Annotated in this window: 24 protein-coding genes; 12 read left to right on the plus strand and 12 right to left on the minus strand. The window is 69.9% G+C overall.

Annotated features, from left to right (window positions below; genetic code table 11):
- The first annotated feature begins 39 nt into the window (after positions 1-39).
- The 3 genes from ABD235_RS16175 (at position 40) to ABD235_RS16185 (ending at position 4,310) form a co-directional block, all read left to right on the plus strand.
- Positions 40-1,131, plus strand: a complete 1,092-nt coding sequence (locus ABD235_RS16175) for an MFS transporter (protein WP_344174940.1) — start codon at positions 40-42, stop codon at positions 1,129-1,131.
- Positions 1,132-1,228: 97 nt separating this feature from the next.
- Complete coding sequence (locus ABD235_RS16180) at positions 1,229-3,064, plus strand: alpha-L-fucosidase (protein ID WP_344174941.1); 1,836 nt, start codon at positions 1,229-1,231, stop codon at positions 3,062-3,064.
- 79 nt (positions 3,065-3,143) lie between these two features.
- Positions 3,144-4,310, plus strand: coding sequence for a low temperature requirement protein A (locus ABD235_RS16185; protein WP_344174943.1), 1,167 nt, complete (start codon positions 3,144-3,146; stop codon positions 4,308-4,310).
- A 35-nt stretch (positions 4,311-4,345) separates the two neighbouring features.
- On the opposite strand, the gene ABD235_RS16190 is transcribed toward ABD235_RS16185, so the two are convergent.
- From ABD235_RS16190 to ABD235_RS16210, 5 genes are all read right to left on the minus strand, one after another.
- Positions 4,346-5,038 carry a VOC family protein gene (locus ABD235_RS16190; RefSeq protein ID WP_344174944.1) on the minus strand — a complete coding sequence of 231 codons (693 nt, stop codon included), beginning with the start codon at positions 5,036-5,038 and terminating at the stop codon, positions 4,346-4,348.
- Between the two features lie 83 nt (positions 5,039-5,121).
- The gene (locus ABD235_RS16195; RefSeq protein WP_344174946.1) at positions 5,122-5,790 is read right to left on the minus strand and encodes a class I SAM-dependent methyltransferase; all 669 of its coding nucleotides are present in this window, start codon (positions 5,788-5,790) and stop codon (positions 5,122-5,124) included.
- A gap of 112 nt (positions 5,791-5,902) precedes the next feature.
- Positions 5,903-6,727: an alpha/beta fold hydrolase gene (locus ABD235_RS16200; RefSeq protein WP_344174948.1), complete on the minus strand. Its 825-nt coding sequence runs from the start codon at positions 6,725-6,727 to the stop codon at positions 5,903-5,905.
- Between the two features lie 29 nt (positions 6,728-6,756).
- A complete protein-coding gene (locus ABD235_RS16205) occupies positions 6,757-7,890 on the minus strand; it encodes an SLAC1 family transporter (protein WP_344174950.1) in 1,134 nt (377 codons plus the stop codon).
- A gap of 56 nt (positions 7,891-7,946) precedes the next feature.
- Positions 7,947-8,879, minus strand: a complete 933-nt coding sequence (locus tag ABD235_RS16210; protein ID WP_344174952.1) for a cupin domain-containing protein — start codon at positions 8,877-8,879, stop codon at positions 7,947-7,949.
- A 392-nt stretch (positions 8,880-9,271) separates the two neighbouring features.
- Here ABD235_RS16210 and ABD235_RS16215 point away from each other — a divergent pair, with 392 nt between their 5' ends.
- Positions 9,272-9,742, plus strand: coding sequence for a MarR family winged helix-turn-helix transcriptional regulator (locus ABD235_RS16215; RefSeq protein WP_344174953.1), 471 nt, complete (start codon positions 9,272-9,274; stop codon positions 9,740-9,742).
- Positions 9,743-9,985: 243 nt separating this feature from the next.
- Here the strand turns inward: ABD235_RS16215 and ABD235_RS16220 are convergent, their stop codons facing one another.
- Together ABD235_RS16220 and ABD235_RS16225 are read right to left on the minus strand one after the other, a co-directional pair.
- Positions 9,986-10,672, minus strand: a complete 687-nt coding sequence (locus tag ABD235_RS16220) for an SDR family NAD(P)-dependent oxidoreductase (RefSeq protein WP_344174954.1) — start codon at positions 10,670-10,672, stop codon at positions 9,986-9,988.
- A gap of 11 nt (positions 10,673-10,683) precedes the next feature.
- Positions 10,684-11,574 carry an NAD(P)H-binding protein gene (locus ABD235_RS16225; protein WP_344174955.1) on the minus strand — a complete coding sequence of 297 codons (891 nt, stop codon included), beginning with the start codon at positions 11,572-11,574 and terminating at the stop codon, positions 10,684-10,686.
- Between the two features lie 69 nt (positions 11,575-11,643).
- Here ABD235_RS16225 and ABD235_RS16230 point away from each other — a divergent pair, with 69 nt between their 5' ends.
- A complete protein-coding gene (locus ABD235_RS16230) occupies positions 11,644-12,450 on the plus strand; it encodes a LysR family transcriptional regulator (RefSeq protein WP_344174956.1) in 807 nt (268 codons plus the stop codon).
- A gap of 51 nt (positions 12,451-12,501) precedes the next feature.
- On the opposite strand, the gene ABD235_RS16235 is transcribed toward ABD235_RS16230, so the two are convergent.
- On the minus strand, positions 12,502-13,068 hold the full coding sequence (locus tag ABD235_RS16235) for a GtrA family protein (protein WP_344174957.1): 567 nt from the start codon (positions 13,066-13,068) through the stop codon (positions 12,502-12,504).
- Positions 13,069-13,236: 168 nt separating this feature from the next.
- Here ABD235_RS16235 and ABD235_RS16240 point away from each other — a divergent pair, with 168 nt between their 5' ends.
- The 3 genes from ABD235_RS16240 to ABD235_RS16250 all read left to right on the plus strand — a co-directional run bounded on the left by ABD235_RS16240 (position 13,237) and on the right by ABD235_RS16250 (position 16,218).
- Positions 13,237-14,409 carry a 5-(carboxyamino)imidazole ribonucleotide synthase gene (locus ABD235_RS16240; RefSeq protein ID WP_344174958.1) on the plus strand — a complete coding sequence of 391 codons (1,173 nt, stop codon included), beginning with the start codon at positions 13,237-13,239 and terminating at the stop codon, positions 14,407-14,409.
- A gap of 10 nt (positions 14,410-14,419) precedes the next feature.
- Positions 14,420-14,917 (plus strand): 5-(carboxyamino)imidazole ribonucleotide mutase, encoded by a 498-nt coding sequence (gene purE, locus ABD235_RS16245; protein ID WP_344174959.1) that lies wholly within the window; start codon positions 14,420-14,422, stop codon positions 14,915-14,917.
- Between the two features lie 80 nt (positions 14,918-14,997).
- Positions 14,998-16,218 carry an MFS transporter gene (locus ABD235_RS16250; RefSeq protein ID WP_344174960.1) on the plus strand — a complete coding sequence of 407 codons (1,221 nt, stop codon included), beginning with the start codon at positions 14,998-15,000 and terminating at the stop codon, positions 16,216-16,218.
- A 6-nt stretch (positions 16,219-16,224) separates the two neighbouring features.
- On the opposite strand, the gene ABD235_RS16255 is transcribed toward ABD235_RS16250, so the two are convergent.
- Positions 16,225-17,565, minus strand: a complete 1,341-nt coding sequence (locus ABD235_RS16255; protein WP_344174961.1) for a UDP-glucose dehydrogenase family protein — start codon at positions 17,563-17,565, stop codon at positions 16,225-16,227.
- Positions 17,566-17,699: 134 nt separating this feature from the next.
- Here ABD235_RS16255 and ABD235_RS16260 point away from each other — a divergent pair, with 134 nt between their 5' ends.
- Together ABD235_RS16260 and ABD235_RS16265 are read left to right on the plus strand one after the other, a co-directional pair.
- Complete coding sequence (locus ABD235_RS16260) at positions 17,700-18,863, plus strand: acyl-CoA dehydrogenase family protein (RefSeq protein ID WP_344174962.1); 1,164 nt, start codon at positions 17,700-17,702, stop codon at positions 18,861-18,863.
- Complete coding sequence (locus tag ABD235_RS16265) at positions 18,860-19,456, plus strand: HutD/Ves family protein (protein WP_344178669.1); 597 nt, start codon at positions 18,860-18,862, stop codon at positions 19,454-19,456. The genes ABD235_RS16260 and ABD235_RS16265 overlap by 4 nt, the downstream gene beginning before the upstream one ends.
- A 68-nt stretch (positions 19,457-19,524) precedes the next feature.
- Here the strand turns inward: ABD235_RS16265 and ABD235_RS16270 are convergent, their stop codons facing one another.
- From ABD235_RS16270 to ABD235_RS16280, 3 genes are all read right to left on the minus strand, one after another.
- Positions 19,525-20,262 (minus strand): MBL fold metallo-hydrolase, encoded by a 738-nt coding sequence (locus ABD235_RS16270; protein WP_344174963.1) that lies wholly within the window; start codon positions 20,260-20,262, stop codon positions 19,525-19,527.
- A 37-nt stretch (positions 20,263-20,299) separates the two neighbouring features.
- Positions 20,300-21,061 (minus strand): SAM-dependent methyltransferase, encoded by a 762-nt coding sequence (locus ABD235_RS16275; protein WP_344174964.1) that lies wholly within the window; start codon positions 21,059-21,061, stop codon positions 20,300-20,302.
- Positions 21,062-21,125: 64 nt separating this feature from the next.
- Positions 21,126-21,755 carry a PH domain-containing protein gene (locus tag ABD235_RS16280; protein WP_344174966.1) on the minus strand — a complete coding sequence of 210 codons (630 nt, stop codon included), beginning with the start codon at positions 21,753-21,755 and terminating at the stop codon, positions 21,126-21,128.
- 160 nt (positions 21,756-21,915) lie between these two features.
- Here ABD235_RS16280 and ABD235_RS16285 point away from each other — a divergent pair, with 160 nt between their 5' ends.
- Both ABD235_RS16285 and ABD235_RS39905 read left to right on the plus strand, forming a co-directional pair.
- Positions 21,916-23,316 (plus strand): OFA family MFS transporter, encoded by a 1,401-nt coding sequence (locus ABD235_RS16285; RefSeq protein ID WP_344174967.1) that lies wholly within the window; start codon positions 21,916-21,918, stop codon positions 23,314-23,316.
- Positions 23,313-23,420 carry an MFS transporter small subunit gene (locus ABD235_RS39905; RefSeq protein ID WP_425553121.1) on the plus strand — a complete coding sequence of 36 codons (108 nt, stop codon included), beginning with the start codon at positions 23,313-23,315 and terminating at the stop codon, positions 23,418-23,420. Before ABD235_RS16285 ends, ABD235_RS39905 begins: the two co-directional genes overlap by 4 nt.
- Positions 23,421-23,458: the final 38 nt, after the last annotated feature.

The raw sequence follows: 23,458 nt of genomic DNA on the forward strand, positions 1-23,458 counted from the left end.
ACGACTGCATCAGGTCTCGGCCGCTACCTGGGAGCCGCGGTGGTGATCCGGGCGGTCAACGACGGAGCCTCGGTCGGTCTCGCCCTGCTGGCGTTGACGATCCGGCCGGCGGTGGCCGGTGCCCTGGTGGCCGCGCTGGTCGCACCGCACCTGCTCGGGCCGTGGCTCAGCCGCATCCTGTCGTGGACGGACGCACGTCACGTCCTGGCCGGATCGTTCCTCCTGTACGGCGTCGCCGTCGCCGCGGCGGCCGTCGTGATGGACGACGTGCCCACCGCGCTCACGGTGCTGCTCGTCGTACTCGCCGGATGTGCGGGACCGATGCTCGCCGGCGGACTCACCAGCAGGCTGCCGCGCGGCGACACCGCACGATCGAGATCGCTCGACAGCGCGACCTGGGGAGTCGCGACGACGGCCGGGCCCGGACTTGCCGCGGTCACCAACTTGCTGGTCGGTCCGGTCGCCGCGGTGCTGCTGATGGCGTTCGGCGCGGTCGTCGCGGCGGGACTGGTGCTCACCTTGCCACCGGAGGTCAGCTCGCCCGAGCGCGCCGCCGGCATCCGCGAGTGCTTGCGGCACGCCTTCCACACCAGGGATCTGCGCAACCTGCTGCTCGCGATCGGCCTCGCCGGTCTCGGCCTCGGCGCGCTCCCGGTGGCCGCGCCACTCCTTGCCGCTGATCTCGGGCATCCCCCAGGCAGCGGCGGGCTGCTCATCACCGTGTACGGCGTCACCAGCCTTCTCGGCTCACTCGTCAGCGCCCGTCGGCCGTTCGGCGGACCACCGCTGCGAGTGGCCGCCGGCAGCCTGGCCGTGATGAGCCTCGGAGTCGGCGCCGCGGCCGCCGCACCGGCGTACGCGCCGGCTGTTGCCGCCTTCGTCCTGCTTGGCCTCGCGAACGGGACGCTGCTGCCGACCGTGCTGGCTGTCTGCCGTTCGTACGCGCCGGCGAACGGTCACGCGCAACTGCTCGTGCTCACCAGCAGCGTGAAGATCACCGGCTCGGCGCTGGCGGGCGTCTGGTCCGGCCTCCTCACTCCCACCGGCGGACGCACGCTCGTGGCCGTCGCCGCCGGTGCCCTGCTCGCTGCCGCGACGGCCGCCTTCGGCCCGTGGACGCGGTCAGCCTGATCCGATCCAACAAAACCGAGATCCTATACGATCTAGTATTTTCCGAATTAATTCTCTACGCTCCTGCGAGTCCGCCCACGACAGACAGGGGATCGCTGTGTTGACAGCAGGCCTCACCCGCCGCCGGATCACGTCCGCGCTGCTGGGATTCACCCTCCTCACCGGGTTCGTCGGTACGCCGGCCGCCCACGCCCAACCGGGCACCGACCAGACCAACCTCGCCCTCGGCCGTACGGCGAGCCAGAGCTCGGAGTACGAGACCGCCGCCCCGGCCGCCCGGGCCGTCGACGGCAACCGCGACGGCGGGTTCTGGAACGGCTCGCTGTCCCACACCGCCGAGCAGGACGAAGCCTGGTGGCAGGTCGACCTGGAGTCGCGGCGGCCGATCGGCGGCGTCACGATCTTCAACCGGACCGACTGCTGCATCGCCCGCCTGGCCGACTTCTACGTGCTGGTGTCGAACACGCCGTTCACCTCGAACTCCCTCGAGGCGACCCGCAAGCAGTCCGGCGTCACGGCGATCCACGTCGACCGCGTGGCGACGAAGGTCGAGGTCCCGGTCGGCCGCGACGGCCGGTACGTCCGGATCCAGCTGGCCGGTCACAACCCGTTGGCGCTGGCCGAGGTCGAGGTCCGCAGCGCGATGCCGGCCAAGCCTTCGCCGTACCGGAACCTGGCGCTCGCGGCGAAGACCTCGCAATCGAGCGTCGCGGACGGCGGCGCCTCGACGCGCGCTCAGGACGGCAACACCAACGGCGCCTGGAGCGGCAGCTCGCTGAGCAACACGACCAGCGAGGCAAACCCTTGGTGGCAAGCCGATCTCGGGACGTCGAAGCCGCTGACCTCGGTCCGCGTCTTCAACCGCACCGACTGCTGCACCGACCGTCTGCGCGACTTCTACGTGCTGACGTCGGACCGCCCGTTCGCCTCCACAGACCTGCAGCAGACGCTGCGTCAGCCGGGCGTGACCGCGATCCGCGTCCGCAACATCGGCGCCGACAAGAGCCTCGACCTTCGCGGGACCGCCCGCTACGTGAGGATCCAGTCGACACTGACGGGCTACCTGACGCTCGCCGAGGTGCAGATCTTCGGCACCGAGCCGCTGACCCAGCCGAACGTCGCCGAGCACATCCGGACCAACCAGTTCGGCATGTTCATCCACTACGGCCCGGGCACGTACACCAACGAGCAGTGGGCTACGCCCGGTACTTCGCCGAGCGTCTTCAACCCGACCGCGCTCGACACCGACCAGTGGGCCGCGGCCGCGAAGAGCGCCGGCATGTCGTACGGCGTACTGACCACCAAGCACCACGACGGCTTCGCCCTCTGGGACACCGCGTCGAACACCTACGACGTTGCCTCCAGCCCCTATCAGGGTGATGTCGTCCAGCGGTACGCCGACTCGTTCCGCAAGGCGGGGCTCGGTGTCGGGCTCTACTACTCGATCTGGGACCGCACCAATGGCGAAACGACGGAGCTCGTGATCAACCAGCTGCGCGAACTGCTCACGCGGTACGGGTTCGTGAACCAGCTGTGGTTCGACGCGTGGACCTTCGCGCCGGGCTACGCGAAGATCCCGTACGAGCAGGTCCGCGACTTCGTCCGGAACGTGTCGCCGGGCACCGTGATCGCCAACAACGACAAGAACGACACGATCGCGACGTCCGACGTGCTGGAGTACGAGGACGGACGACCGCCGGCCGGCATCACCGAGCCGGTGCAGATGTCGGACATGATCAGCACCAGCAACTGGGACTGGTTCAACACCGACCAGTCCCTGCCGCCGCGAACCACCGAGGACATCGTCGCCGAGGAGACCTACCAGCGCGACCACGGCTACCAGTACCTGCTGAACGTCGGACCAGGCAAGGACGGGCGAATGGCCGAGGTCTACACCAACCGCCTCGCCGAGGTCGGCGCGGCTCTGCGCTAGGCCCGGGAAGACCTGATAGTCATTATTGGTTACTATCACCTATGGTGACTATCAGGTCTTTCGCTGAACGGAGCTCGTCGTGACCACCTCTTCGCCCACCCGGTTCCGGCTGGTGCCGATGCGCCCGCGCGACCCCTCGGAGCCGGGGCGCACCGCTTCCCCGCTGGAACTGTTCTTCGACCTGGTGTTCGTCGTCGCGGTCAGCATCGCGGCCTCGGAGTTCCACCACACGCTGACCGAGGGTCACGTCGTCGACGGCCTGGTGAACTACGGCCTGGTCTTCTTCAGCATCTGGTGGGCCTGGATGAACTTCACCTGGTTCGCCACGTCGTTCGCCACCGACGACTGGCTGTACCGCGTGCTCACCTTCGTCCAGATGGGCGGCGTCCTGGTCCTGGCCGCGGGGATCGGCCCGGCGTTCGCCGAAGGCGACTACCACGTGATGGTCTTCAGCTACGTCGTGATGCGGATCGCGATGGTCGCCCAGTGGCTCCGCGCCTCGCGCAACCCCGACCCGTTGCGCACGACCACCCGGATCTACGCGGCGGGCATCGTCTTCACCCAGGTGTTCTGGCTGCTCCAGCTCACCTTGTCCGGCACGGCGCACGCCGTCGCCCTGCTCGTGCTGATCGCGGCCGAACTGGCCATCCCCGTGGTCGCGGAGAAGGGCGGCGTGACGCCGTGGCACCCGCACCACATCACCGAGCGGTACGGGCTGTTCGCGCTGATCCTGCTCGGCGAGAGCCTGCTCGGCTCGGCCAACGCGATCATCGAGGCGTTGCACGACGACGTCGCGCTCGGCCCGCTGATCTCGGTCTCGATCCTCACCCTGGTCGTCACCGCCGCGCTGTGGTGGATCTACTTCTGGCCGCCGCACCACCGGGCGATCAGCAGCTTCGCCAACTCCGTGCGCTACGGCTACGTCCACTACTTCATCTTCGCCGCCGCGGGCGCCTTCTCGGCCGGCATCGAGGTCACGATCGACGCCCTCACCGGCCACACCGAGCTCGGCAGCATCGCCGCGTCGTTCACGGTGACGATCCCGATCGCGGTCTTCGTGCTCGGCACCTGGCTGATCGCCGTCCGCCCGTACGCCGACCGCCTGGTCAACACGGTCGTCCCGACGGCCGTCGTACTGGTCCTCCTCGACCCGATCCTGCCGATCCCGTTCGCCCTCACCGCGATCGTGCTCACCCTCGTCATCACCGTGCTGGTCCTACGCCCGGCGCCGGACCCGACCGACTGATCGCGCCGGGTCGTGCGCGTCCTTGGGGCAGTCCATCAGCCGTCGCGCCCCTGCCAGGTGGTCACGCAGGCTTCGTTGCCCTCCCGGTCGGCCAGCACCCAGAACGCGGGCGCACGCGTCGCGGACACCAGCCGGCCGCCGGCGGCCACCGCGGCCTCGACGCGTCGTACTGCCTCGTCGTGCGGAACGCTGATGTCGAAGTGAATCCGATTGCGCTGCGGGCGCGCCCGATCCATCTGCTGAAACCAGACAGCCGGCCCTTGCCCGACCGGGTCGACCAGCGGATCCTCCGGTCCCCCGGCGCCCGCCTCGTCGGCGTAACCCAGCACCGCCTTCCAGAACCCCCGGATCCCAGCGATGTCCAGCGCGTCGATCGCGATCTCCAGCAACTGAACGGATCGCGGCGCCCCCGCACCGATATCGGCCGTCGTCACCAGCCCGGCCTCGTCCACGTCGGCAGAGATCCGCAGCGCCAGCTCCACATCCCGGCTGGTCACCGCCGCGTGCTCCAACGACTGCAGAGTGAAGACAACCCGATCAGGCCGAACATCCACCCGAAGATGCCCGTCGGCGTCATCGCCACACACCCCAACAGCCTCCACCGCCAACCCGGCCGCCTGACCCAACGACCCGACCACGACCGACGTACGCAACGTCCCCAGCAGGAACCGCCACCCGACGTCCTGCACCGCCTCCGACGCTTCCCGCCGACTCAGCACCTGTTCCATGACCGCATCCTCGCAGCCACGCCCGCCGCCCGCCTGCCCTTTCCTAGTTGAGGGTACAAGCGGAGGGCGGCGTGGCCGGTGGGTTATCCACAGGTGGCAGTCCAGGTCAGGGTGTAGCGCCAGAACAGGCCTCGCCTCAGGCGCGCGCCGGGGAGGATGCGTTCAGCGGTGCCGGCGATCTCGTCGAACGTTTCCGCGGCCATGGCGGTGGGCGCGGTCATCTGCGACGGGGTCTCGCGCGCTCGCCGCGGATGCACGACGAGGCCGACGACGGGGTTCAGGATCAGCGACGCGATCGACCAGGGAAGGTCTGCGGGCGACTCCCGGCTGACGCCGACCACGACGAGCCGGCCACCTGGGCGTAGCAGTTCGCGCGCCTTCTCGAGCGTGGCCTGCAACGGCAGATGATGCAGCACCGCGACGAAGGTGATGAGGTCGTAGCGGTCCCTGTGGGACTCGTCGAACGGTTGGCTCTGGATGCGGACATTGGGGAAGTCCGCGGTAGTACGCCGAGCCAGCGCCGCGGTAGGCGCATCGGGCTCGAGGCCGGTGACCGCGGGAAGCACGCTCGCGAGCCGGCGTACGAGGTTCCCCGTCCCGCACCCCACGTCCAGCGCCGCCGTCCCACCGGCCGCGCGCACCCGCCGCGCGTGGTGGAGGACGAAGGCGGCATAGGCGTCGTTGTGGGACCAGGGATGGGCGTCGCAGAAGCGACCCACGGCGGCCAGCGCTTTCTGCAGTGCGGGAGCCATGGTCCGACACTACCGACCGCGAAGGGCCTCGACCGGTTGTCGTCGAGGCCCCTGGACGTGCGGGTCGGAATCAGCTGGTCTTGGCTGCTCGGAGGATCAGGTCGGCGACGACTCAGGACTTGATGAACTCGAGCAGGTCGGCGTTGATGACGTCGGCCTGACTCGTCGGCATCCCGTGCGGGAAGCCGGGGTAGGTCTTCAGCGTGCTGTTCTGCAGCAGCCGCGCCGACAGCGGGGCGGAGTCGGCGTACGGCACGACCTGGTCGTCGTCGCCGTGCATGACCAACGTCGGTACGGTGATCTTCTTGAGGTCCTCGGTGAAGTCGGTCTCCGACCAGACCTTGATGCCCTCGTAGTGGGCGAGCGCGCCGCCCTCCATGCCCTGGCGCCACCAGTTGCGTACCAGCGCCTCCCGCTTCTCGACCCCGTCGCGGTTGAAGCCGTAGAAGGGGCCGGAGGCAACGGCCAGGTAGAACTCGGACCGGTTCGCCGCCAACTGGGCGCGGAAGCCGTCGAACACACTGATCGGCAGGCCGCCGGGGTTGGCCTCGGTCTGAAGCATCAGCGGCGGTATGGCGGAGATGAGCACCGCCTTCGCCACCCGCGACTCCCCGTGCCGCGCGAGGTAGCGGACGACCTCGCCGCCGCCGGTCGAGTGGCCGATGTGTACGGCGTCGTGCAGGTCAAGGTGCGCGGTCACCGCGGCCAGGTCGTCGGCGTAGTGGTCCATGTCGTGACCGGTGGCGACCTGCTCCGACCGGCCGTGACCGCGCCGGTCGTGCGCCACCACGCGGTAGCCGTTGCGCACGAAGAACAGCATCTGGCTGTCCCAGTCGTCCGACGACAACGGCCAGCCGTGGCTGAAGACGATCGGCTGCCCGGTCCCCCAGTCCTTGTAGAAGATCTCGGTGCCGTCGGCGCTGGTGATGGTGGGCATGGTGTGGTCTCCGTTCGTCGGAAGGACGGTCACCGGCCGGGACGGCGGGTGACGAGGCGCAGCGACTGAACAGCGATCGCTGCGATGAAGGCAGTCATCAGTACGGCGAGGATCCCGGTCGTCACTTGCCATCCGGGCGTCTGCTCGAGCTCCAGCCACTCCTCGGTCCAGGCCACGGCCGCGGCGAAGGGGAAGGTGAACGACCAGAACCCGAGCGAGAAACGCAGCCGGCGGTAGCGCGGAACCATCACGACCTGGACAAGAAGCAGCAGCACCCCGACACCGGCAGTGGCCTCGGCGACCGGGTCGACCACCCCGCCGTTCAGCGCGAACCACGCGATCCCGGCGACGGCAGGCGGCGCCAGCAGGATCGCCGTGGTCGGCAGCAGCGGATCGGCCAGCGCGGCGTGAAACGCCAGGCGCAGAACGAGGATCGCGGTCATGATCACGGTGAAGAAGGTCCCGACCCCGAACAGCGCCCAGGCTAGCCCGTGGAAGCCGACCCCGGCCGCGACGCTCGCCCCGACCAGCCCCGGCGCGACAGTTGGCAGCAGGTAGCCCGGATGCATCGACTCGAACTCGAGCCGCCCCTCGAACCAGGACGCGAGCCGCCAAGCGGCGAAGACGGTCGACACCAGTAGGGCCAGCAGAAACATCACGCGTCCGGCGCCGAGCGAGTACGTCGACAAGTCACCGGCCAGCAGCATCGCCGTCACCGGCGCCAGCGACGCCAGGGATCCTTGCGCCGGGTGATGCAGCTGCTGCGCCAGCGGTACTTCGCTCCGCGCACCTCGTACGGCGTGCGCGACGATCAGCCAGCACCAGGCAACAGCCGCGACGGCCCAGAACGCTTGCGGTACGACGCGGGGCAGGCCGAGCGCCGGGCTTGCGTTGGTCCACACCTCGGCCAGGCCTGCGAGGCCGAAGCCGATCGCGAACGTGCTCAACGGCAACCGCTCGGGCCGGGCGCCGTCCGGCCCGAGCGCCGACCGCTGCGCGGGCTCACTCTGCGCGGGACCACTCTGTGCGGAACCGCCCTGCGCTGGCCCACTTTGCGCGGGACCACCCTGCGCGGGCTCGCTCTGCGCGGGACCGCCCTGCGGGGTCCCGCCCTGGACCGCGCGGGTCGGGCCGGCCGACGCGGCGGTAAATGGGCTGGTCACGGTTCTCCTTCGTCGATGGTCGTTGCTCGAACGGGACCCGTCGGCCGGACCGGACCTCATTGGGGCCCGTTAGATGACGTGCCGGACGACGGTTCCGGGTGACGGATCTGCTTGCGGTACTGCGACGGCAGGACCCCGAGCGCGGCGCGGAACGCCTGCCCGAAGGCGGAGTCCGAGCGGTACCCGACCTCCCTCGCGACACGGGACACCGAGTGGTCCGACCCGGTCAGCAGATCGGCCGCGACCATCATGCGGATGCCTGTCAGCAGCGTCGCGACCGTCGTACCGGTGCGGGCGTTGAAGCGGCGCAGGAACGTTGCCCGTGACATCGACGCCGCGGCCGCCAACCGGTCGATCGTCCACGCCTCGCCCGGCCGGTCGACAACCGCGCAGATCACCTTGCCCAGAACGTCGTCACCGATCGCGGTCCACAGCTCAGGAGTGTCCGGCCGCCGTCCCGACCGGCTGCGCAACGCCATCGCGAGCAACGCGTCGAGCAGCGCCGACACGATCACCCCGGTCCCCGGCCCGTCGAAAGTCGCCTCGCGGCGGAGGATCTCGGCCAGCGCGAGCGCCGGCTGGTCCAGCGATACGTGGACGACGCGCGGCATCAGTCGGAACAGCAGAGCGCCGGCGCCCTCGTCGACGCGGTAGTGCCCGCAGAACAGATCGAGCTCGGGCGCGGCGCCCGTCGTACGGCGGGTGCTGAACGACCGCCCGCGAGCTTCGGTGAACTCCAGCCGTTGATCCGAGGTCGTGGTCACCTGGTGCGCGTCGCCCTGCGGGAGCAGCAACAGATCGCCGGGCTTCAGGTCCGCCGTGAACGCCGCGGAAGTGATCGTGCAGGTGCCCGCGAGCACCAGGTGAAACGGCACCAGCCCCGGCCCGGCCGGCGGGTGGTCGATCGCGAAACCGCCGGCCATCAGGCAGCGCACGTCGATCTCGCCCCGCAACCGCGCCAGACGGACCAGCCGGCTCACGCTGTCCATGAACCGATCCCGTCGAGAATCGAACCGCTCAGACCTGGCCGGCCCGGGAGCACGGGCGCGAGGCTGTTCGCGTGGAGGCGACCGCGACCGAGCTGCGACACGACCTGCACCTCCCCGAGCATTGCGTCCGACCTGACGATCGCAGCATAGTCACCTAAATGGACTATCACAAATCCTTACCACATAGCGGACGGGCGCCTCGCACTGATCGGACGCGAGCAGGATCTGGGGTCCGCACAAGTCGCCTGCGGGCCGGCGGCGCTGCTGCGTCGTACTGAACGCACGATCCTCACCCGGCGATGGCTCGACTCCTTGCACCTCGAGCGGCGCTGAGTCCGTGCTGCACCGTGGTCTTGTAGGGTGCTGCCAACCTGGGACTCGAGGAGGCAGCGGTGGCCGACAGCGGTGCGCCGGAGGACGGCGAACGCCGCGACGAGGCAACCGATCTGGGCGTTCTCGCCGGCCGGTTGCTGTTCTCGGTCCAGGGCGAGCTCTTCCGGAGGCTCCACCAGGAAGGCTTCGACGACCTCGCGCCGCGGCACGGCGCCGTACTGGCCTACCTACGCGTCGACGGCATCCGCGCGACCGAGCTGGCCCGCCGGTCCGGCCAGCACAAGCAGGTCGTCGGCAAGAACGTCGACGAACTCGAAGCCCTCGGCTACGTCGAACGCCGCCCCGACCCCGCCGACCGGCGCGCCAAGCTCCTCGTCCCGACCGCCCGCGGCCGCGCCGAGATGGACACCGCCGACGCGATCATGGCCGAGATCGGCGACCGCCACCGCGCCTTCCTCGGACCGAAGGCCTACGACCGCTTCCTCGCCGACTTCCGCGCGGTCGTCGAGCACCAACGCGCCTCCAGCTGATCCGCCCCGCGGCTCTAACTGATCCAATCCCGCGGCTCTCTAGCCGATCCGATCCCGCGGCTCTAGCCGATCCGCTCCCGTACGGCGGGCGCGACCTCCTCGCCGAACCGCCGCGCCTGCTCGGCGGCGTCACCCTCAGGCCACAGCACGAACCCGTCGAACCCCCGTTCGTTGAACCGCATCAGGACGTCACAGCCCCACACGCACCCTCGACGCTTCAGCGGCGCCGAGTCGGCGCGGGTGCTACCACGGGACGACCTCCCCTTGGTAGTCGAGGAACTGGAGCCCGGGCTTGCCTGACTGGGCGTTGATCGTTGCCGCGACGCCGGGGATGCGGTCCTCGATCGTGAGCAGCGCGCCCGGGCCGCCGAGCTCGGTCTTCACCCAGCCCGGGTTGATGAGCAGGAGGGTGTGCAGGTCGTCGGCATACCGTGCGGCGTAGCAGCGCATCAGCTGGTTGAGGGCGGACTTGCTGGCCCGGTAGGCGTCCTGGCCGCCGTTGGTGTTCAGGCTGAGGCTGCCTTGCCTCGACGACATGACGCCGATCGTGCCTGCGGGCGCGACCAGCGGGCGCAACGTCTCGATCACCCGCAACGGACTGAGCGCGTTGGTGACCAGGACCTCGGTGAACATCTCGGTCGGGACCTCGGCGATCGGAAGGTCGCCCCTCGTAATCCCGGCGTTGACGAACAGCAGGTCGATGGTGCGGCCGGCCAGCCGGTCCCGCAGCGCGGCGAGCTGCTCGGTCTCGGTCATGTCGAGCGTCTCGATGACCAGACGCCCGTCAGCGGTCTCGGCCAGGTCGTGGAGTTCCGTGCGACGGTCGCCGCGGACGGTGCCGATCACGGTCCACCCGAGGCGGAGGTACTCGGCGGCCAGCGCCCGGCCGAGGGTGCGGGAAGCGCCGACGATGAGGGCAGTGCGGGGCATGGTTCTCCTGGTCAGGCGAGGACAGCGGGCGCGAGGACTTGCTCGCACCACTGGCGGAAGGTTGTCGGGGTGGAGGTCTCCGGCGTACGGCGGACGCCGGCGTCGAGGCCTTCGTCCTTGGCGCGCATCATGTCGACCATGCCGCCGGCGAAGGCGTCCCCGGCGCCGAAACTCGTCAGTCGGGCGGCGAGCGAGTCGAGCGGCTCCCGTTCGTAGCGAATCGGGCGGCCGAGGACTTCGGACATGATGCGGGCCAGGTCAGTGGCCGAGAGGTCCTCGGGGCCGAGGACGGGAGCCTCGTCGGCGCCGGTCCAGGACCGGTCCAGCAGCAGGCCAGCGGCCACGGCGGCGATGTCCCGGGTGGCCACGAACGGCGCCCGGCGGTCGGCGTCGACGGTGTCGGTGAACACGCCGTGGTCCCGGATCGAGGTGACCTGGCGCAGCAGGTTGTCCATGAACGACGGATTGGCCAGGGCGCGGTAGGCGACTCCGGTGTTCGCGATCAGGTCGTCCATGGCGAGCGAGGCCGTGACGAGACCGGCCTGCCCGGCGACCGGCGTACCGCGGCCGAGTGCCGAGACGCCGACGACGTGGCTGACGCCGTACGCCGTGAAGGCTTCGGTGGCGGCTCGCGTGAACCCGGAGTACGCGGCCTCGAGACTGGGCGTCCGACTGTCCGGTGGGACGACCCAGAACACCGTGTCGGCGCCGGCGAACGCCTTGCCAACGACTTCGGCGTCGCCGTGGGATCCGGTGACGATGTCGACGCGTCCACGGACGTCGTCGGGGAGTTTGGCGGGATCGCGCACGATGACGCGGAGTTGCTCCTGATGGGGATCCTGCAGCAGCAGGTGCAGCAGTCGGCTGCCGATGTCGCCGGTCGGCGTGGTGATGACAATCATGGTGTCAACACTGCGTGGCCATCTCGCCGGGGTCCAATACCTCTCCGTGACTATTGATACCGTTGAGGTATGGATCTCGATCTGCGCAAGCTGCGGTACTTCGCGGCGGTCGCCGAGCACCGGCACTTCGGCCGGGCGGCCGACGCGCTCTACATCGCGCAGCCGGTCCTCAGCCGGCAGATCCGCGCCCTGGAGCGCGAGCTCGGCTGCGAACTGTTCGTCCGTACCACGCGCAGCGTGCAGCTCACCCCGGCCGGCGAGCAGTTGCGCGAGGAAGCGGCAGGAGTGCTGGCCAGTGTCGACTCCGCGGTCCGGCGCGTGCACGAGGTCGGTCGCGGGGTCCGGCGGTTGGTCGTCGCCTTCGCCTCCGGACTGCGGGTGTCCGAGGTGGTGGTGGCCTTCGCCGCGAAGTACCCCGACGTCGAGGTCGACCTGCTGCGCCTCAACTGGTGGGAGCAGGACGGGCCGCTGCGCGACGGGCGGGCCGACATCGGCTACCTGCGGGGATCCTTCGACCGGACCGGGATGCGTGTCGTTGCTATCGGCAATGAGCGGCGGGTCGCCTGCCTGCCGTTGTCGCACCGGCTGGCCGACCGCGAGACGGTGGTGCGGGCCGACCTCGACGGCGAGGAGATCATGAACACCCAACGGCGCCGGACCGCGTCGATCGAGGAGAAGTTCGAACTGATCGCCTCCGGCCACGGCATCGCCCTGGTCCCCGAGACGGTGGCCCGGGTCTATCCGCGCCCGGACCTCGTCTACCTCCCGATCGCGGACGCCGAGCCCGACGAGACCTGCCTGGTCGTTCCGGCCGGCCGCCGCAACGAACTGGCACTCGACTTCCTGGACCTCGCAGTCAGCAGCCTGCGTCCGTGAAAGGCCCGGAACAGGATGTCCTGTTCCGGGCCTTCAGAAAGTGTGTGGGAGTCAGCGCACCACGGGGATGTCGCCGGTGTTCTCGGCGTCCAGGCCGGCCGGTGAGTCCGGGGTCTTGGCCTGGTGCTCGGCCTCGTCGAGCTCGATCTCCTCGCGGAAGACCCACTTGCGGTAGGACCAGAAGCGGAACAGGGTGCCCAGGCCCAGGCCGATCACGTTCGCGGAGATGTTGTCGGCGAGCGCGGTGTGCAGGTCCAGCACGTACCGCGAGAAGCCGAGGCAGCCGGCCGAGATCAGCAGGCCGATGCCGTTCAGGACGAAGAACAGGACGTACTCGCGGTGCAGCCCGGTGCGCTCGCGGTGCCGCCAGGTCCAGTGCCGGTTGCCCAGGTACGTCGCGACGGTGGCGACCGTGACCGAGATGAACTTCGCCGTCACCGGCCGGTCGTGCAGCATCCCGTCGCCGTGCGTACCGAAGACGACCAGGGGGTTGTCGAACACCAGCCAGTTGTAGATCGGCAGGTCGACGACCATGCCGAGCAGACCGACCAGCCCGAACTTGGCCACTTCGTGCACCAGGTGCTCGACCTGGCGGTACAGCGTGGTGAAGATCTTCAACGGACCAGTGGACTCTCTGTGAACGGACTACTGGCTGTGCGCAGTCAGTGGGGCAGTCTTCACGGTACCCGCCGTGGGGGCCGACACGAAAATCGCCCGCGCGCCGGGGTGGCCGCCGGGCGCCGGGTGATGTAAGCGGCCAAATGCTCAACCACTAGGCTCAGGACCGTGAAGTTCGAGCGTAAGGATCTCCCCGTCGGGACCCCCGTGGTGGGCATGGTCGGCGGCGGTCAGCTGGCCAGGATGACGCAGGAGTCGGCGGTCGCGCTGGGAATCCAGCTGCGGGTGCTGGCCGAGGGGCCGACCGTGTCGGCGGCGCAGGCGGTGGCCGACGCTCCGGTCGGCGACTACCGCGACCCGGCGACGGTCAAGGCGTTCGCCGCGGAGGCGGACGTCGTCACCTTCGACCACGAGCACGTCCCGACCGACCTGCTCCGCGAGCTGGAGGCGGCCGGCGTCGCCGTACGGCCTGGTCCGGACGCGCTCGTGCACGCGCAGGACAAGGCGGTGATGCGGCAGCGGCTGGACACCATCGACGCGCCCTCGCCGGCCCACCAGGTGGTCGCGACGCCGGCCGACGTCGCCGACTTCGCCAAGCGCGTCGGCGGCTTCCCGATCATCCTGAAGACCACGCGCGGCGGGTACGACGGCAAGGGCGTCTGGTTCGTCGACGGTCCGGACGACGCCGCGGTCGCGCAGGCGTTCGGCTCCGGCGTACCGATCCTGGCCGAGGAGAAGGTCGACTTCGTCCGCGAGCTGTCCGCGATCGTCGCCCGCAGCCCGCACGGCCAGGCCGTCGCGTACCCCGTCGTGGAGTCGGTCCAGAAGGACGGCATCTGCGTCGAGGTCACCGCGCCCGCCCCCGGCCTGGACCCGGACAAGGCCGCGCAGGCCCAGCAGACCGCGCTGCGGATCGCCGGCGAGCTCGGCGTCGTCGGCATCCTCGCGGTCGAGATGTTCGAGGCCCGCGACGGCCGCCTGCTGGTCAACGAGCTCGCGATGCGTCCGCACAACACCGGCCACTGGTCGATCGAGGGCGCGGTCACCAGCCAGTTCGAGAACCACCTGCGCGCCGTGCTGGATCTGCCGCTGGGATCGCCGGCCGCGCGGGCGCCGTACACCGTGATGGTGAACGTGCTCGGCGGCGACGTCGAGGACATGCACCTGGGACTGCTGCACTGCATGGCGCGCGACCCGGGGCTGAAGGTGCACTTCTACGGCAAGTCCGTGAAGCCGGGCCGCAAGGTCGGCCACGTCACGGCGTACGGCGACGACCTGGACGAGGTTCGCGAACGCGCGCGGCACGCCGCGGCGTACCTGACCGGCACGATCGACGAGTGAGGAACCGGCCATGACCGTGGGCATCGTGATGGGATCCGACTCCGACTGGCCGGTGATGAAGGCCGCCGCGGAGGTGTGCGCCGAGTTCGGCGTGACCTTCGAGGCGGACGTGATCTCCGCGCACCGGATGCCGGTGGAGATGATCGAGTACGGGCGGCAGGCGCACGGCCGCGGGCTCAAGGTGCTGATCGCCGGCGCGGGCGGCGCGGCGCACCTGCCGGGCATGCTGGCCGCGGTCACGCCGTTGCCGGTGATCGGCGTACCGGTGCCGCTGAAGTACCTGGACGGGATGGACTCGCTGCTGTCGATCGTGCAGATGCCGGCCGGCGTCCCGGTGGCGACGGTCTCGATCGGCAACGCGCGCAACGCGGGGCTGCTGGCGGTGCGGATCCTGGCCGCGCACGATCCCGAACTGCTCGAGAAGATGACCGACTTCCAGGACTCGCTGGCCGAGCTCGCCAAGGCCAAGGGCGTCGCGGTGCGTGAGGGCGCCGAAGAGCTGCGTTAAGGCGGTCCCCAGACGGTTTTCCACACCTTCGGTGCGGGTAGCCGTGAGATCCCAACCGTTGTCGTCTAAGGTCGTCGATCGTGACTCCGCCCGCAGAACCGGACACCCAGCGCATCCCGATCCGTTACTGGATCTGGCTGCTCGGTGCTGCCGTGTCCCTGCTCGGCGATCTCACGATGTCGTTCGCGATCGGCTGGTCCGCCAGCCACTACGGCGGGCAGGTGGCCGGCCTGGTCCTGCTGCTCGCCGCGGCTCCGCGCGCCGCGCTGCTGCTGATCGGCGGCGCGGTCGGTGACCGGTTCGGCGCGCCCCGCGTCCTGCTCGTCAGCTGTACGGCGATGTTCGTGGTCACCGCGGCGCTGGTCCCGGCCACGATCGCGGTCGACGAACCGGTCTGGCTGCTGGTCACCACGGCCCTCGTGGTCGGCGTGATCGACGCGTTCTTCCTGCCGTCGTCGCGCTCGATGCCGCGGCTGCTGGTGCCGCCCGCGCAGATCCCGCGCGCGATGGCCAGCTTCCAGGTCACCGGCATGGTGTTCGCGGTGATCGGCACGCTGGTCGGCGGTCTGCTGGTCGGCTGGGCCGGACTGACCGCGGCGGCCGGGTTCGACGCGTTGACGTTCGTGGTGATGATCGTCGTCCTGGCCCTGCTGGGCAAGACGATCGAGCTGCCGCCGAAGGCGACGCTGGGGATGTTCCGGTCGATCGCCGAGGGGATGAAGGTCGCGTTCGGCCGGCCGCTGACGCGGACGTTGCTGATCACGATGACGCTGGCCGCCGGCCTGCTGATGCCGTTGGACATCCTGCTGCTGCCGCTGCTCGCCCGCGACCACCAATGGTCGGCGGGTACGGCGGGTGTGCTGATCGCGGCCCGCAGCCTCGGCGTCGGCGCGATCGCGTTGCGGATCCTGATGCGCGGCGCGTTCAGCCGGCCCGGGATGGTCGCGGCCATCGGGCTGTTCTTCGCGGCGGCCGGGTTGTTCGGGCTGTCACTGTCGGATCAGCTGCCACTGACGATCGCGGCGGCCGCGGTCAGCGGGGTCGGCGTCGGCCTGTTCACGGGCCACGTGCTGCCGCTGCTGATGAACTCGGTCGAGCGCGAGTTCCAGTCGCGGCTGCAGTCGGTCGTCGTCCTGTGCCAGAACCTCGCGCTCGTGGTGATGAACCCGCTGCTCGGCACGTTCGCCGACCTCGACGGCGTCGGGATCACCGGCGTCTGCCTGGGCATCGGTATCGCGTCGGCCTTGATCGGCCTCGTTGCGCTCACCCGTCCGGTGATGCGCAACGCGACCGTCAGCTGATCTGCTCTACGGCTTGCCCGGCGCCCGGTAGGTCCAACCGGCGGCGCGCCACTGGCCCGCGTCCAGCAGCAGTCTCGCGTCGAGGATCGTCGGCGTGTCCACGACCTCCTTCAGCGTGACCGGGTCCAGCTCGCGGAACTCCGGCCACTCCGTCAGGTGCAGCACCAGGTGCGCACCCTCGCAGGCCTCGAGCGCCGAACCGGCGTACCGCAACGTCGGGCGCACCCGGCGCGCGTTCTCCATCGCCTCCGGGTCGTACACGGTGACGGTCGCGCCGTGCAGCTGGATCCGCCCGGCGATGTCGAGCGCGGGCGAGTCCCGGACGTCGTCCGTCCCGGCCTTGAACGCGGCGCCGAGCACGGTCACGTTCCGCCCGACCCACGCGGCGCCGAGCAGCTCGTGGGTGACGTCGACGATCCGCGCGCGGCGCCGGTAGTTGATGTCGTCGACCTCGCGCAGCAGCGTGATCACCTCCTCGACCCCGAGCTCACCGGCCCGGGCCATGAAGGCGCGCAGGTCCTTGGGCAGGCAGCCACCGCCGTACCCGGGCCCTGCGTTCAGCATGCCGCGGCCGATCCGCTTGTCGAAGCCCAGCGCGTCCGCGAGCTGGGTGACGTCGGCGCCGGTCGCGTCGGCCATCTCCGAGAGCGCGTTGATGAACGAGATCTTCGTGGCCAGGAAGGCGTTCGCCCCGCCCTTGACCAGCTCGGCGGTCGGCAGGTTGCAGACCACGACCGGCGTGCCCTCGGCGATCGGCGTCGCGAACACCTGCCGCAGCGTCGCCTCGGCCTCCGGAGTCTGTACGCCGAACACCAGGCGGTCCGGGTGCAGCGTGTCGTCGACGCCGTGCGCCTCCCGCAGGAACTCCGGCTGCCACGCGATCTCGACGCCGGTCCCGGCCGGGGCCTCGCGGTGGAACCGCTGCTCGACCAGCTTCGACGTACCGACCGGCACGGTCGATCGGCCGACGACCAGCGTCGGCCGGGTCAGCAGCGGCGCGAGCATGTCGACCACCGAGTTGACCTGGGCCAGGTCGGCGGCGTCGCTGCCCTCGGTCTGCGGGGTCCCGACGCAGATGAAGTGCACGTCCGCCCAGTCGGCGATCTCGCGGTAGTCCTTGGTGAACCGGAGCCGCCCGGAGTCGACGTGCTTCTTCAGCAGCGGGTCGAGACCCGGCTCGTACAGCGGGGCCTTGCCGTCGTTGAGCAGCTTCAGCCGGTGCTCGTCGATCTCGACGCCGATCACGTCGAAACCGAACTCGGCCATGCCGGCGGCGGTGTTGGCGCCGAGGTAGTTGGTCCCGATCACCGCGATCCGCAGCGAGCCGGTGGGCGTGCCTTCAGTCATGCGGGCGACTCTACCGACGCGACTTTCCGTTCCGTGAACGGCGCTGGTCGGCCCGGTGCCGGTGGGTGCGCCGTACGTCACTTTCCGGTGTCGTGAGGTCGTCGTCGGCGGCGATCCGTCGTACATTGCAACTCGTGAGTAACTCATTCGACCTGTACGCGCTGTCCGAGGAGCACGAGGCGATCCGGGCGGCGGTCCGCGACGTCTGCGACGCCAAGGTGGCCCCGCACGCCGGGGACGTCGACGAGCTCGCCGAGTTCCCGAAGGCGTCGTACGACGCGCTGAAGGCCTCGGACTTCCACGCCCCGCACATCCCGGAGGCCTACGGCGGCGCCGGCGCCGACGCGCTGGCCACGGTGATCGTGATCGAGGAGGTGGCCCGCGCCTGCGCGTCCACCTCACTGATCCCCGCGGTGAACAAGCTCGGCTCGCTGCCGCTGCTGCTGGCGGCGTCCGAGGAGGTCAAGCAGCGGTACCTGCCGCCGGTCGCGAGCGGCGACGCGATGTTCTCGTACTGCCTGTCCGAGCCCGAAGCCGGTTCGGACGCGGTGTCGATGAAGACCCGCGCGGTCGCCGACGGCGACGACTTCGTACTGAACGGCGTGAAGCGCTGGATCACCAACGCCGGCGTCAGCGACTACTACACGGTCTTCGCGGTCACCGACCCCGACGCCCGCTCGAAGGGCATCTCCGCGTTCGTGGTCGAGAAGGCCGACGAGGGCGTGTCGTTCGGCGCCCCGGAGAAGAAGCTCGGCATCAAGGGCTCGCCGACCCGCGAGGTCTACTTCGACAACGTCCGGATCCCGGCGTCGCGGATGATCGGCGCCCCGGGCACCGGCTTCGGTACGGCGATGGCGACGCTCGACCACACCCGGGTGACGATCGCCGCCCAGGCCCTCGGCATCGCGCAGGGCGCGCTCGACTACGCGCTCGGGTACGTCAAGGAGCGCAAGCAGTTCGGCAAGGCGATCGCGGAGTTCCAGGGCCTGCAGTTCATGCTCGCCGACATGGGCATGAAGCTCGAGGCCGCCCGCCAGCTCACCTACGCGGCCGCCGCCCGCTCCGAGCGTGGGGATGCTGACCTCACGTACTTCGGCGCCGCCGCGAAGTGCTTCGCCTCCGACGTCGCGATGGCCGTCACCACCGACGCCGTCCAGCTCCTCGGCGGCTACGGCTACACCCACGACTACCCGGTCGAGCGGATGATGCGCGACGCCAAGATCACCCAGATCTACGAAGGCACCAACCAGGTCCAGCGCATCGTCATGGCCCGCCAATTGTTGAAGGGCCTGGGCTGAGACGCCTCCAGCGGGCCGCCGACCAGCAACGAGTCGCCTGGCGCAACGGCGCCGGTCTGACCACCGAACTGGCGAGTGGCCCGCCGAGCGGCGGCGCCGAGGAGTCTCCGCTCGGCGGTTCCTCGGCCGACTTCACCTGGCGCGTAAGCCTGGCCGAGGTCACCGAGGACTGCGACTTCTCGGTCTTCCCGAACGTCGACCGCACGATCCTCCTGGTCGAGGGCTCGGCGCTGACCCTTCTGCTGGCCGGCACCGAGCACACCCTCACGCCGTACGAGCCGTTCCACTTCGACGGTGGCCTCGAGGTCAGCTGCCGGGTGCCCGGTCCGACGCGCGACCTCAACATCATGACCAGACGCGGGCGAGCGAATGCCACCGTGACAGTCCTCTCCCCTGGCCAGGCCGCGCTCACGATCACCAAGGCCGACCCCTTGGTGATCGTGTGCCTCGACGGATCAGCCACCCTCCAGACCGCGGACACCTCCATCACGATAGGCCCCGGCGACGTCGCAGAGCTCGACGAACCGGTCCGGACCACAGGCGACGGCCACCTCGCCGTCATTCGCGTCGAGACTCTCGCCCCCGCCGACTGAGGCGCTGTCGAATCAGGGCTGTCGATAAGGCCTTCGGCTGAGTGTCGGTGATCTCGGGATCGCGCGCTTCAGCCCGTCGCGCGGACGCTGGCGACCGCGTCCGCGATCGGGCCGTGGTGGAGAGGCCCGTGGCCCGGGAGGACGAGGTTGGCGTCCAGGGACTCCAACGGCGTGAGGGCGGCCAGCAGGTCGGCTCGGCTGGTGTGGGCGAACATCGCGGGGAGCAGTTGCGGCCCGGTGGTGGGTGAGAGCGGGTGGCCGGTGACGAGGGCGTCGCCGGTGATGACTGCGCCGACCGACGGCAGGTGGAAGGCGGTGTGGCCTGAGGTGTGGCCGTGGGTGGGGACGGGGACGGGCGCGCCGGGGAGGTCGAGGGGGCTGGGGAAGGGCTCGGCGTGCGGCGCCGCGACCGGCTTCGTCGCGCCGTTGCGGAGGATGTGGACGGCCCACGGGAGGACGCGGGGGCGCCAGATGTTGGCGAGCAGCGTCGGTGGGGTGAGCTGTTCGAGGTAGTCGCGGTGGGCGTGGGCGACCTCGACGGGGTCGAAGTACGCCGGGGTGCCGTAGCGGGCGTGGAACGGGTTCACCGCGCCGAGGTGGTCGGCGTGGGCGTGGGTGACGAGGATGGCGCGGACATCCTCGGGGCGGCGGCCGATCGTGCGGATCGACGCCTCGACGTCGTCCACGTCGCCGGGGTAGCCGCCGTCGACGAGGGTGAGGTCGGTGCCGTCGCGCAGCAGGATCCAGTTGACGGCCGAGCCGTTGACCAGGAAGACGTTCTCGGCTGCTTCGACCACGCGGTTCATGCGATCAGCGTATGCGGGCGGGTCGGTCCGGCAGCGGTCAGGGCTTGCGGGCGACCGCGCAGTACAGGAAGTTGCCGGTGTCAACGATCTCGGCTTCGCCGTACGGGTTCCACTCGGACAGCCGGACGAGGCCCGGCGAGAGCACCTCGAGGTCGCCGAACAGGGACAGGATCTCCTCCGGCGTCCGGAAGCGCAGCTCGGGGAAGCTGTTCTCGAAGGCGTCAGGGACCTGGGCGTTGCAGGCGTGGCTGATCGCGACGAACGACCCGGACGGCAGCTTGTCCAGGTACGCCGCCTGGATCTCGCGCGCGTGGTCGAGGTCGGGCACGTGCTGCAGCACCAGCGCCTCGATCAGGCCGATCGGGCGCTCCGCGTCCAGGCCGACGACGGCTTCGTCGGACAGCACCTGGTGCGGCCGGGTGAAGTCGGCCGCGGCGAAACCGGTGTGCTCGTTCTCGACCAGCAGGGCGCGGCCGTGCGCGATCACGGCCGGGTCGATGTCGACGTACACGACCTTGGCGGCCGGGTTGATGCCCTGCGCGATCTGGTGCGTGTTCTCCGCGGTCGGCAGGCCGGCGCCGAGATCGAGGAACTGGTCGATCCGGTGCTCGCGGGCCAGCCAGCTGACCACGCGCCGCAACCAGCGCCGGTTCTCCCGGGCCCAGACCGGGAGCTCGGGCGCGATCTCCGTCAGCCGGCGAGAGACCGCCCGGTCGCACGCGAAGTTGTCCTTGCCGCCGAGCAGTACGTCGTACACCCGCGCGGCAGTGGGTCGGCCGAGGTCGATGAGAGGCTCCATGCGCCGAGGCTCTCGGACGCCGGATCCCCGCACCAGGCCATTTCGCGGGGCAGACCGGGGCAGATCAGCGCCGGTCGTCGTCCTCGGAGCTGAACAGCGTCTCGGCGTCCGGCTCTTCCCGCGGGGCCGGCGGCTGCTCGGCAGGCCGCCGGCGGAGCTGCTCCGGCGGCGCCTCGTCGTCCAGGATCCCGTCGCCGGGCCGTCCCTCCGGCCCGCCGAAGAGCAGGTCGGACATCTGCAGGTGCATGTGCTCGACGTGCGGGACGTCCGGCAGGACCACCTGGCCGCGCTCACCGGCGGACTCGATCTGCAGCGTGCCGCAGCCGAGCATCCGGTCGATCAGGCCGTGCTCGTACGAGACGTCGTTGATCCGCATCAGCGGGATGTCACGGCCGGTCCGGGTCAGGATGCCGTGCCGGGTGATGAGTCGCCGGTTGGTCAGCGTGTACGTCGAGAAGAACCAGTTCAGGAACGGCTTCGCCCCGAACACCACGAGCACCAGCAGCCCGACCACGCCGATCGCGATCCGGGCCGGGGTCTGCAGGCTGCCCGACGGCACGATCGCGGCCAGGAACCCACCGCCGCCCGCTACCACGAGCAGCAGGAACACCGGGAAGATCAGTGCCTTCCAGTGCGTCCGGGTGCTGACGACGACGTACTCGTCCTCGCCCAACAACTTCGCCGAGATCGCCATGTCTCCCAGTCTCACAGCTTCGGGGGCGAATTGTCGCCGGGCGACACGATGGTTGAAGACTTCACAATTTGGATACCGTTCCGCCAGGAACCCCCTCGATGGGTCTAGGTTGCCCTCGGGGGCCACAACCCGGGGGCGACATTTCCGAAGGAGTCGTTGAATGGGCATCTTGTCGGTCCTCGACCGGGAGCACAGCGTCGCGCCCCCGGGCTACAGCCGCTGGCTGATCCCGCCGGCCGCGCTGGCGGTCCACCTGTGCATCGGTCAGGCCTACGCGACCTCGGTCTACAAGACGTCGATGGTGAAGCACTTCGACGCCAGCCAGACCTCGATCGGCGTGATCTTCAGCATCGCGATCGTGATGCTGGGCCTGTCCGCCGCGGTCGGCGGCACCTGGGTCGAGCGCAACGGCCCGCGCAAGGCGATGTTCGTCTCGGCCTGCTTCTGGGCCGCGGGCTTCCTGGTAGGGGCCCTGGGCATCGGTACCGGCCAGCTGTGGCTGGTCTACCTCGGGTACGGCGTGATCGGCGGCATCGGCCTGGGCATCGGCTACATCTCGCCGGTCTCGACGCTGATCAAGTGGTTCCCCGACCGCCCGGGCCTGGCCACCGGCCTGGCGATCATGGGCTTCGGCGGCGGCGCGCTGGTCGCCAGCCCGCTGTCGCGCCAGCTGCTCGGCCTGTACGACGACGGCTACGACCCGAACAACTCGGCCTCGGTGGCCGGCGGCGGCGCGCTGGTCGCGCTGTTCCTCACCCTGGGCATCGGCTACTTCGTGATCATGATGTTCGGGGTCTTCAACATCCGCGTTCCCGCCGAGGGCTGGAAGCCGGACGGTTTCGACCCCTCGACGGTCAAGCAGAAGGCACTCGTCACGACCGCGAACGTCTCGGCCGCGAACGCGATCAAGACCCCGCAGTTCTGGCTGCTGTGGGTCGTGCTGCTCTGCAACGTCACCGCGGGGATCGGCATCCTGGAGCAGGCCAGCCCGATGATCCAGGACTTCTTCCGCAACCCCGACGGCAAGTCCTCGGTCGCGGTCGCCGCGGCGGCCGGGTTCGTCGGGGTGCTGTCGATCTTCAACATGGCCGGCCGGTTCGGCTGGTCGACGACGTCGGACGTGATCGGCCGCAAGCCGATCTACGCGCTCTACCTCGGCGTCGGGATCATCGCGTACTTCCTGCTCGCGACCGTCGGGCACACCAGCACGGTGGTGTTCGTCCTGCTCGCCGCGGTCATCCTGTCCTTCTACGGCGGCGGTTTCGCGACCGTACCGGCGTACCTGCGGGATCTGTTCGGCACGTACCAGGTCGGCGCGATCCACGGCCGGCTGCTGACCGCGTGGTCGGCCGCGGGGGTCTTCGGCCCGCTCATCATCAACGGCTTCCTCGACCGTGAGGGCAAGCCGGGCACGCTGACCGAGGAGGCCTACCGGCCCGCCCTGTTCACGATGGTCGGCGTTCTCGCGATCGGTTTCGTCGCCAACCTGCTGATCCGCCCCGTCGCGGAGCGGTTCCACGAGAAGTCCAGCAGCACCGCAACAACGGAGGCCGCGTCATGAACCAGACCCCTCGCCTAGTCGTCTCCTGGGCGCTCGTCGCCGTCCTGCTCGGCTACGGCGTCATCCAGACGCTGATCACCGCGGCCAAGCTGTTCACCCACTAGGGCGTGTCTCCCGCTTCTCGCCGTAGCGAGCAGGTGCT

Source organism: Kribbella lupini (assembly GCF_039529595.1).
GTDB classification, from domain to species: Bacteria; Actinomycetota; Actinomycetes; order Propionibacteriales; family Kribbellaceae; genus Kribbella; species Kribbella lupini.

Excerpts from the sequence above, each read along its gene's own strand:
- ABD235_RS16190 (WP_344174944.1), bottom strand. The coding sequence starts at position 5,038 with ATGGAACAGGTGCTGAGTCGGCGGGAAGCGTCGGAGGCGGTGCAGGAC.
- ABD235_RS16195 (WP_344174946.1), bottom strand. The coding sequence starts at position 5,790 with ATGGCTCCCGCACTGCAGAAAGCGCTGGCCGCCGTGGGTCGCTTCTGC.
- ABD235_RS16200 (WP_344174948.1), bottom strand. The coding sequence starts at position 6,727 with ATGCCCACCATCACCAGCGCCGACGGCACCGAGATCTTCTACAAGGAC.
- ABD235_RS16210 (WP_344174952.1), bottom strand. The coding sequence starts at position 8,879 with ATGGACAGCGTGAGCCGGCTGGTCCGTCTGGCGCGGTTGCGGGGCGAG.
- ABD235_RS16220 (WP_344174954.1), bottom strand. The coding sequence starts at position 10,672 with ATGCCCCGCACTGCCCTCATCGTCGGCGCTTCCCGCACCCTCGGCCGG.
- ABD235_RS16225 (WP_344174955.1), bottom strand. The coding sequence starts at position 11,574 with ATGATTGTCATCACCACGCCGACCGGCGACATCGGCAGCCGACTGCTG.
- ABD235_RS16230 (WP_344174956.1), top strand. The coding sequence starts at position 11,644 with ATGGATCTCGATCTGCGCAAGCTGCGGTACTTCGCGGCGGTCGCCGAG.
- purE (WP_344174959.1), top strand. The coding sequence starts at position 14,420 with ATGACCGTGGGCATCGTGATGGGATCCGACTCCGACTGGCCGGTGATG.
- ABD235_RS16255 (WP_344174961.1), bottom strand. The coding sequence starts at position 17,565 with ATGACTGAAGGCACGCCCACCGGCTCGCTGCGGATCGCGGTGATCGGG.
- ABD235_RS16270 (WP_344174963.1), bottom strand. The coding sequence starts at position 20,262 with ATGAACCGCGTGGTCGAAGCAGCCGAGAACGTCTTCCTGGTCAACGGC.
- ABD235_RS16275 (WP_344174964.1), bottom strand. The coding sequence starts at position 21,061 with ATGGAGCCTCTCATCGACCTCGGCCGACCCACTGCCGCGCGGGTGTAC.
- ABD235_RS16280 (WP_344174966.1), bottom strand. The coding sequence starts at position 21,755 with ATGGCGATCTCGGCGAAGTTGTTGGGCGAGGACGAGTACGTCGTCGTC.
- ABD235_RS16285 (WP_344174967.1), top strand. The coding sequence starts at position 21,916 with ATGGGCATCTTGTCGGTCCTCGACCGGGAGCACAGCGTCGCGCCCCCG.
- ABD235_RS39905 (WP_425553121.1), top strand. The coding sequence starts at position 23,313 with ATGAACCAGACCCCTCGCCTAGTCGTCTCCTGGGCGCTCGTCGCCGTC.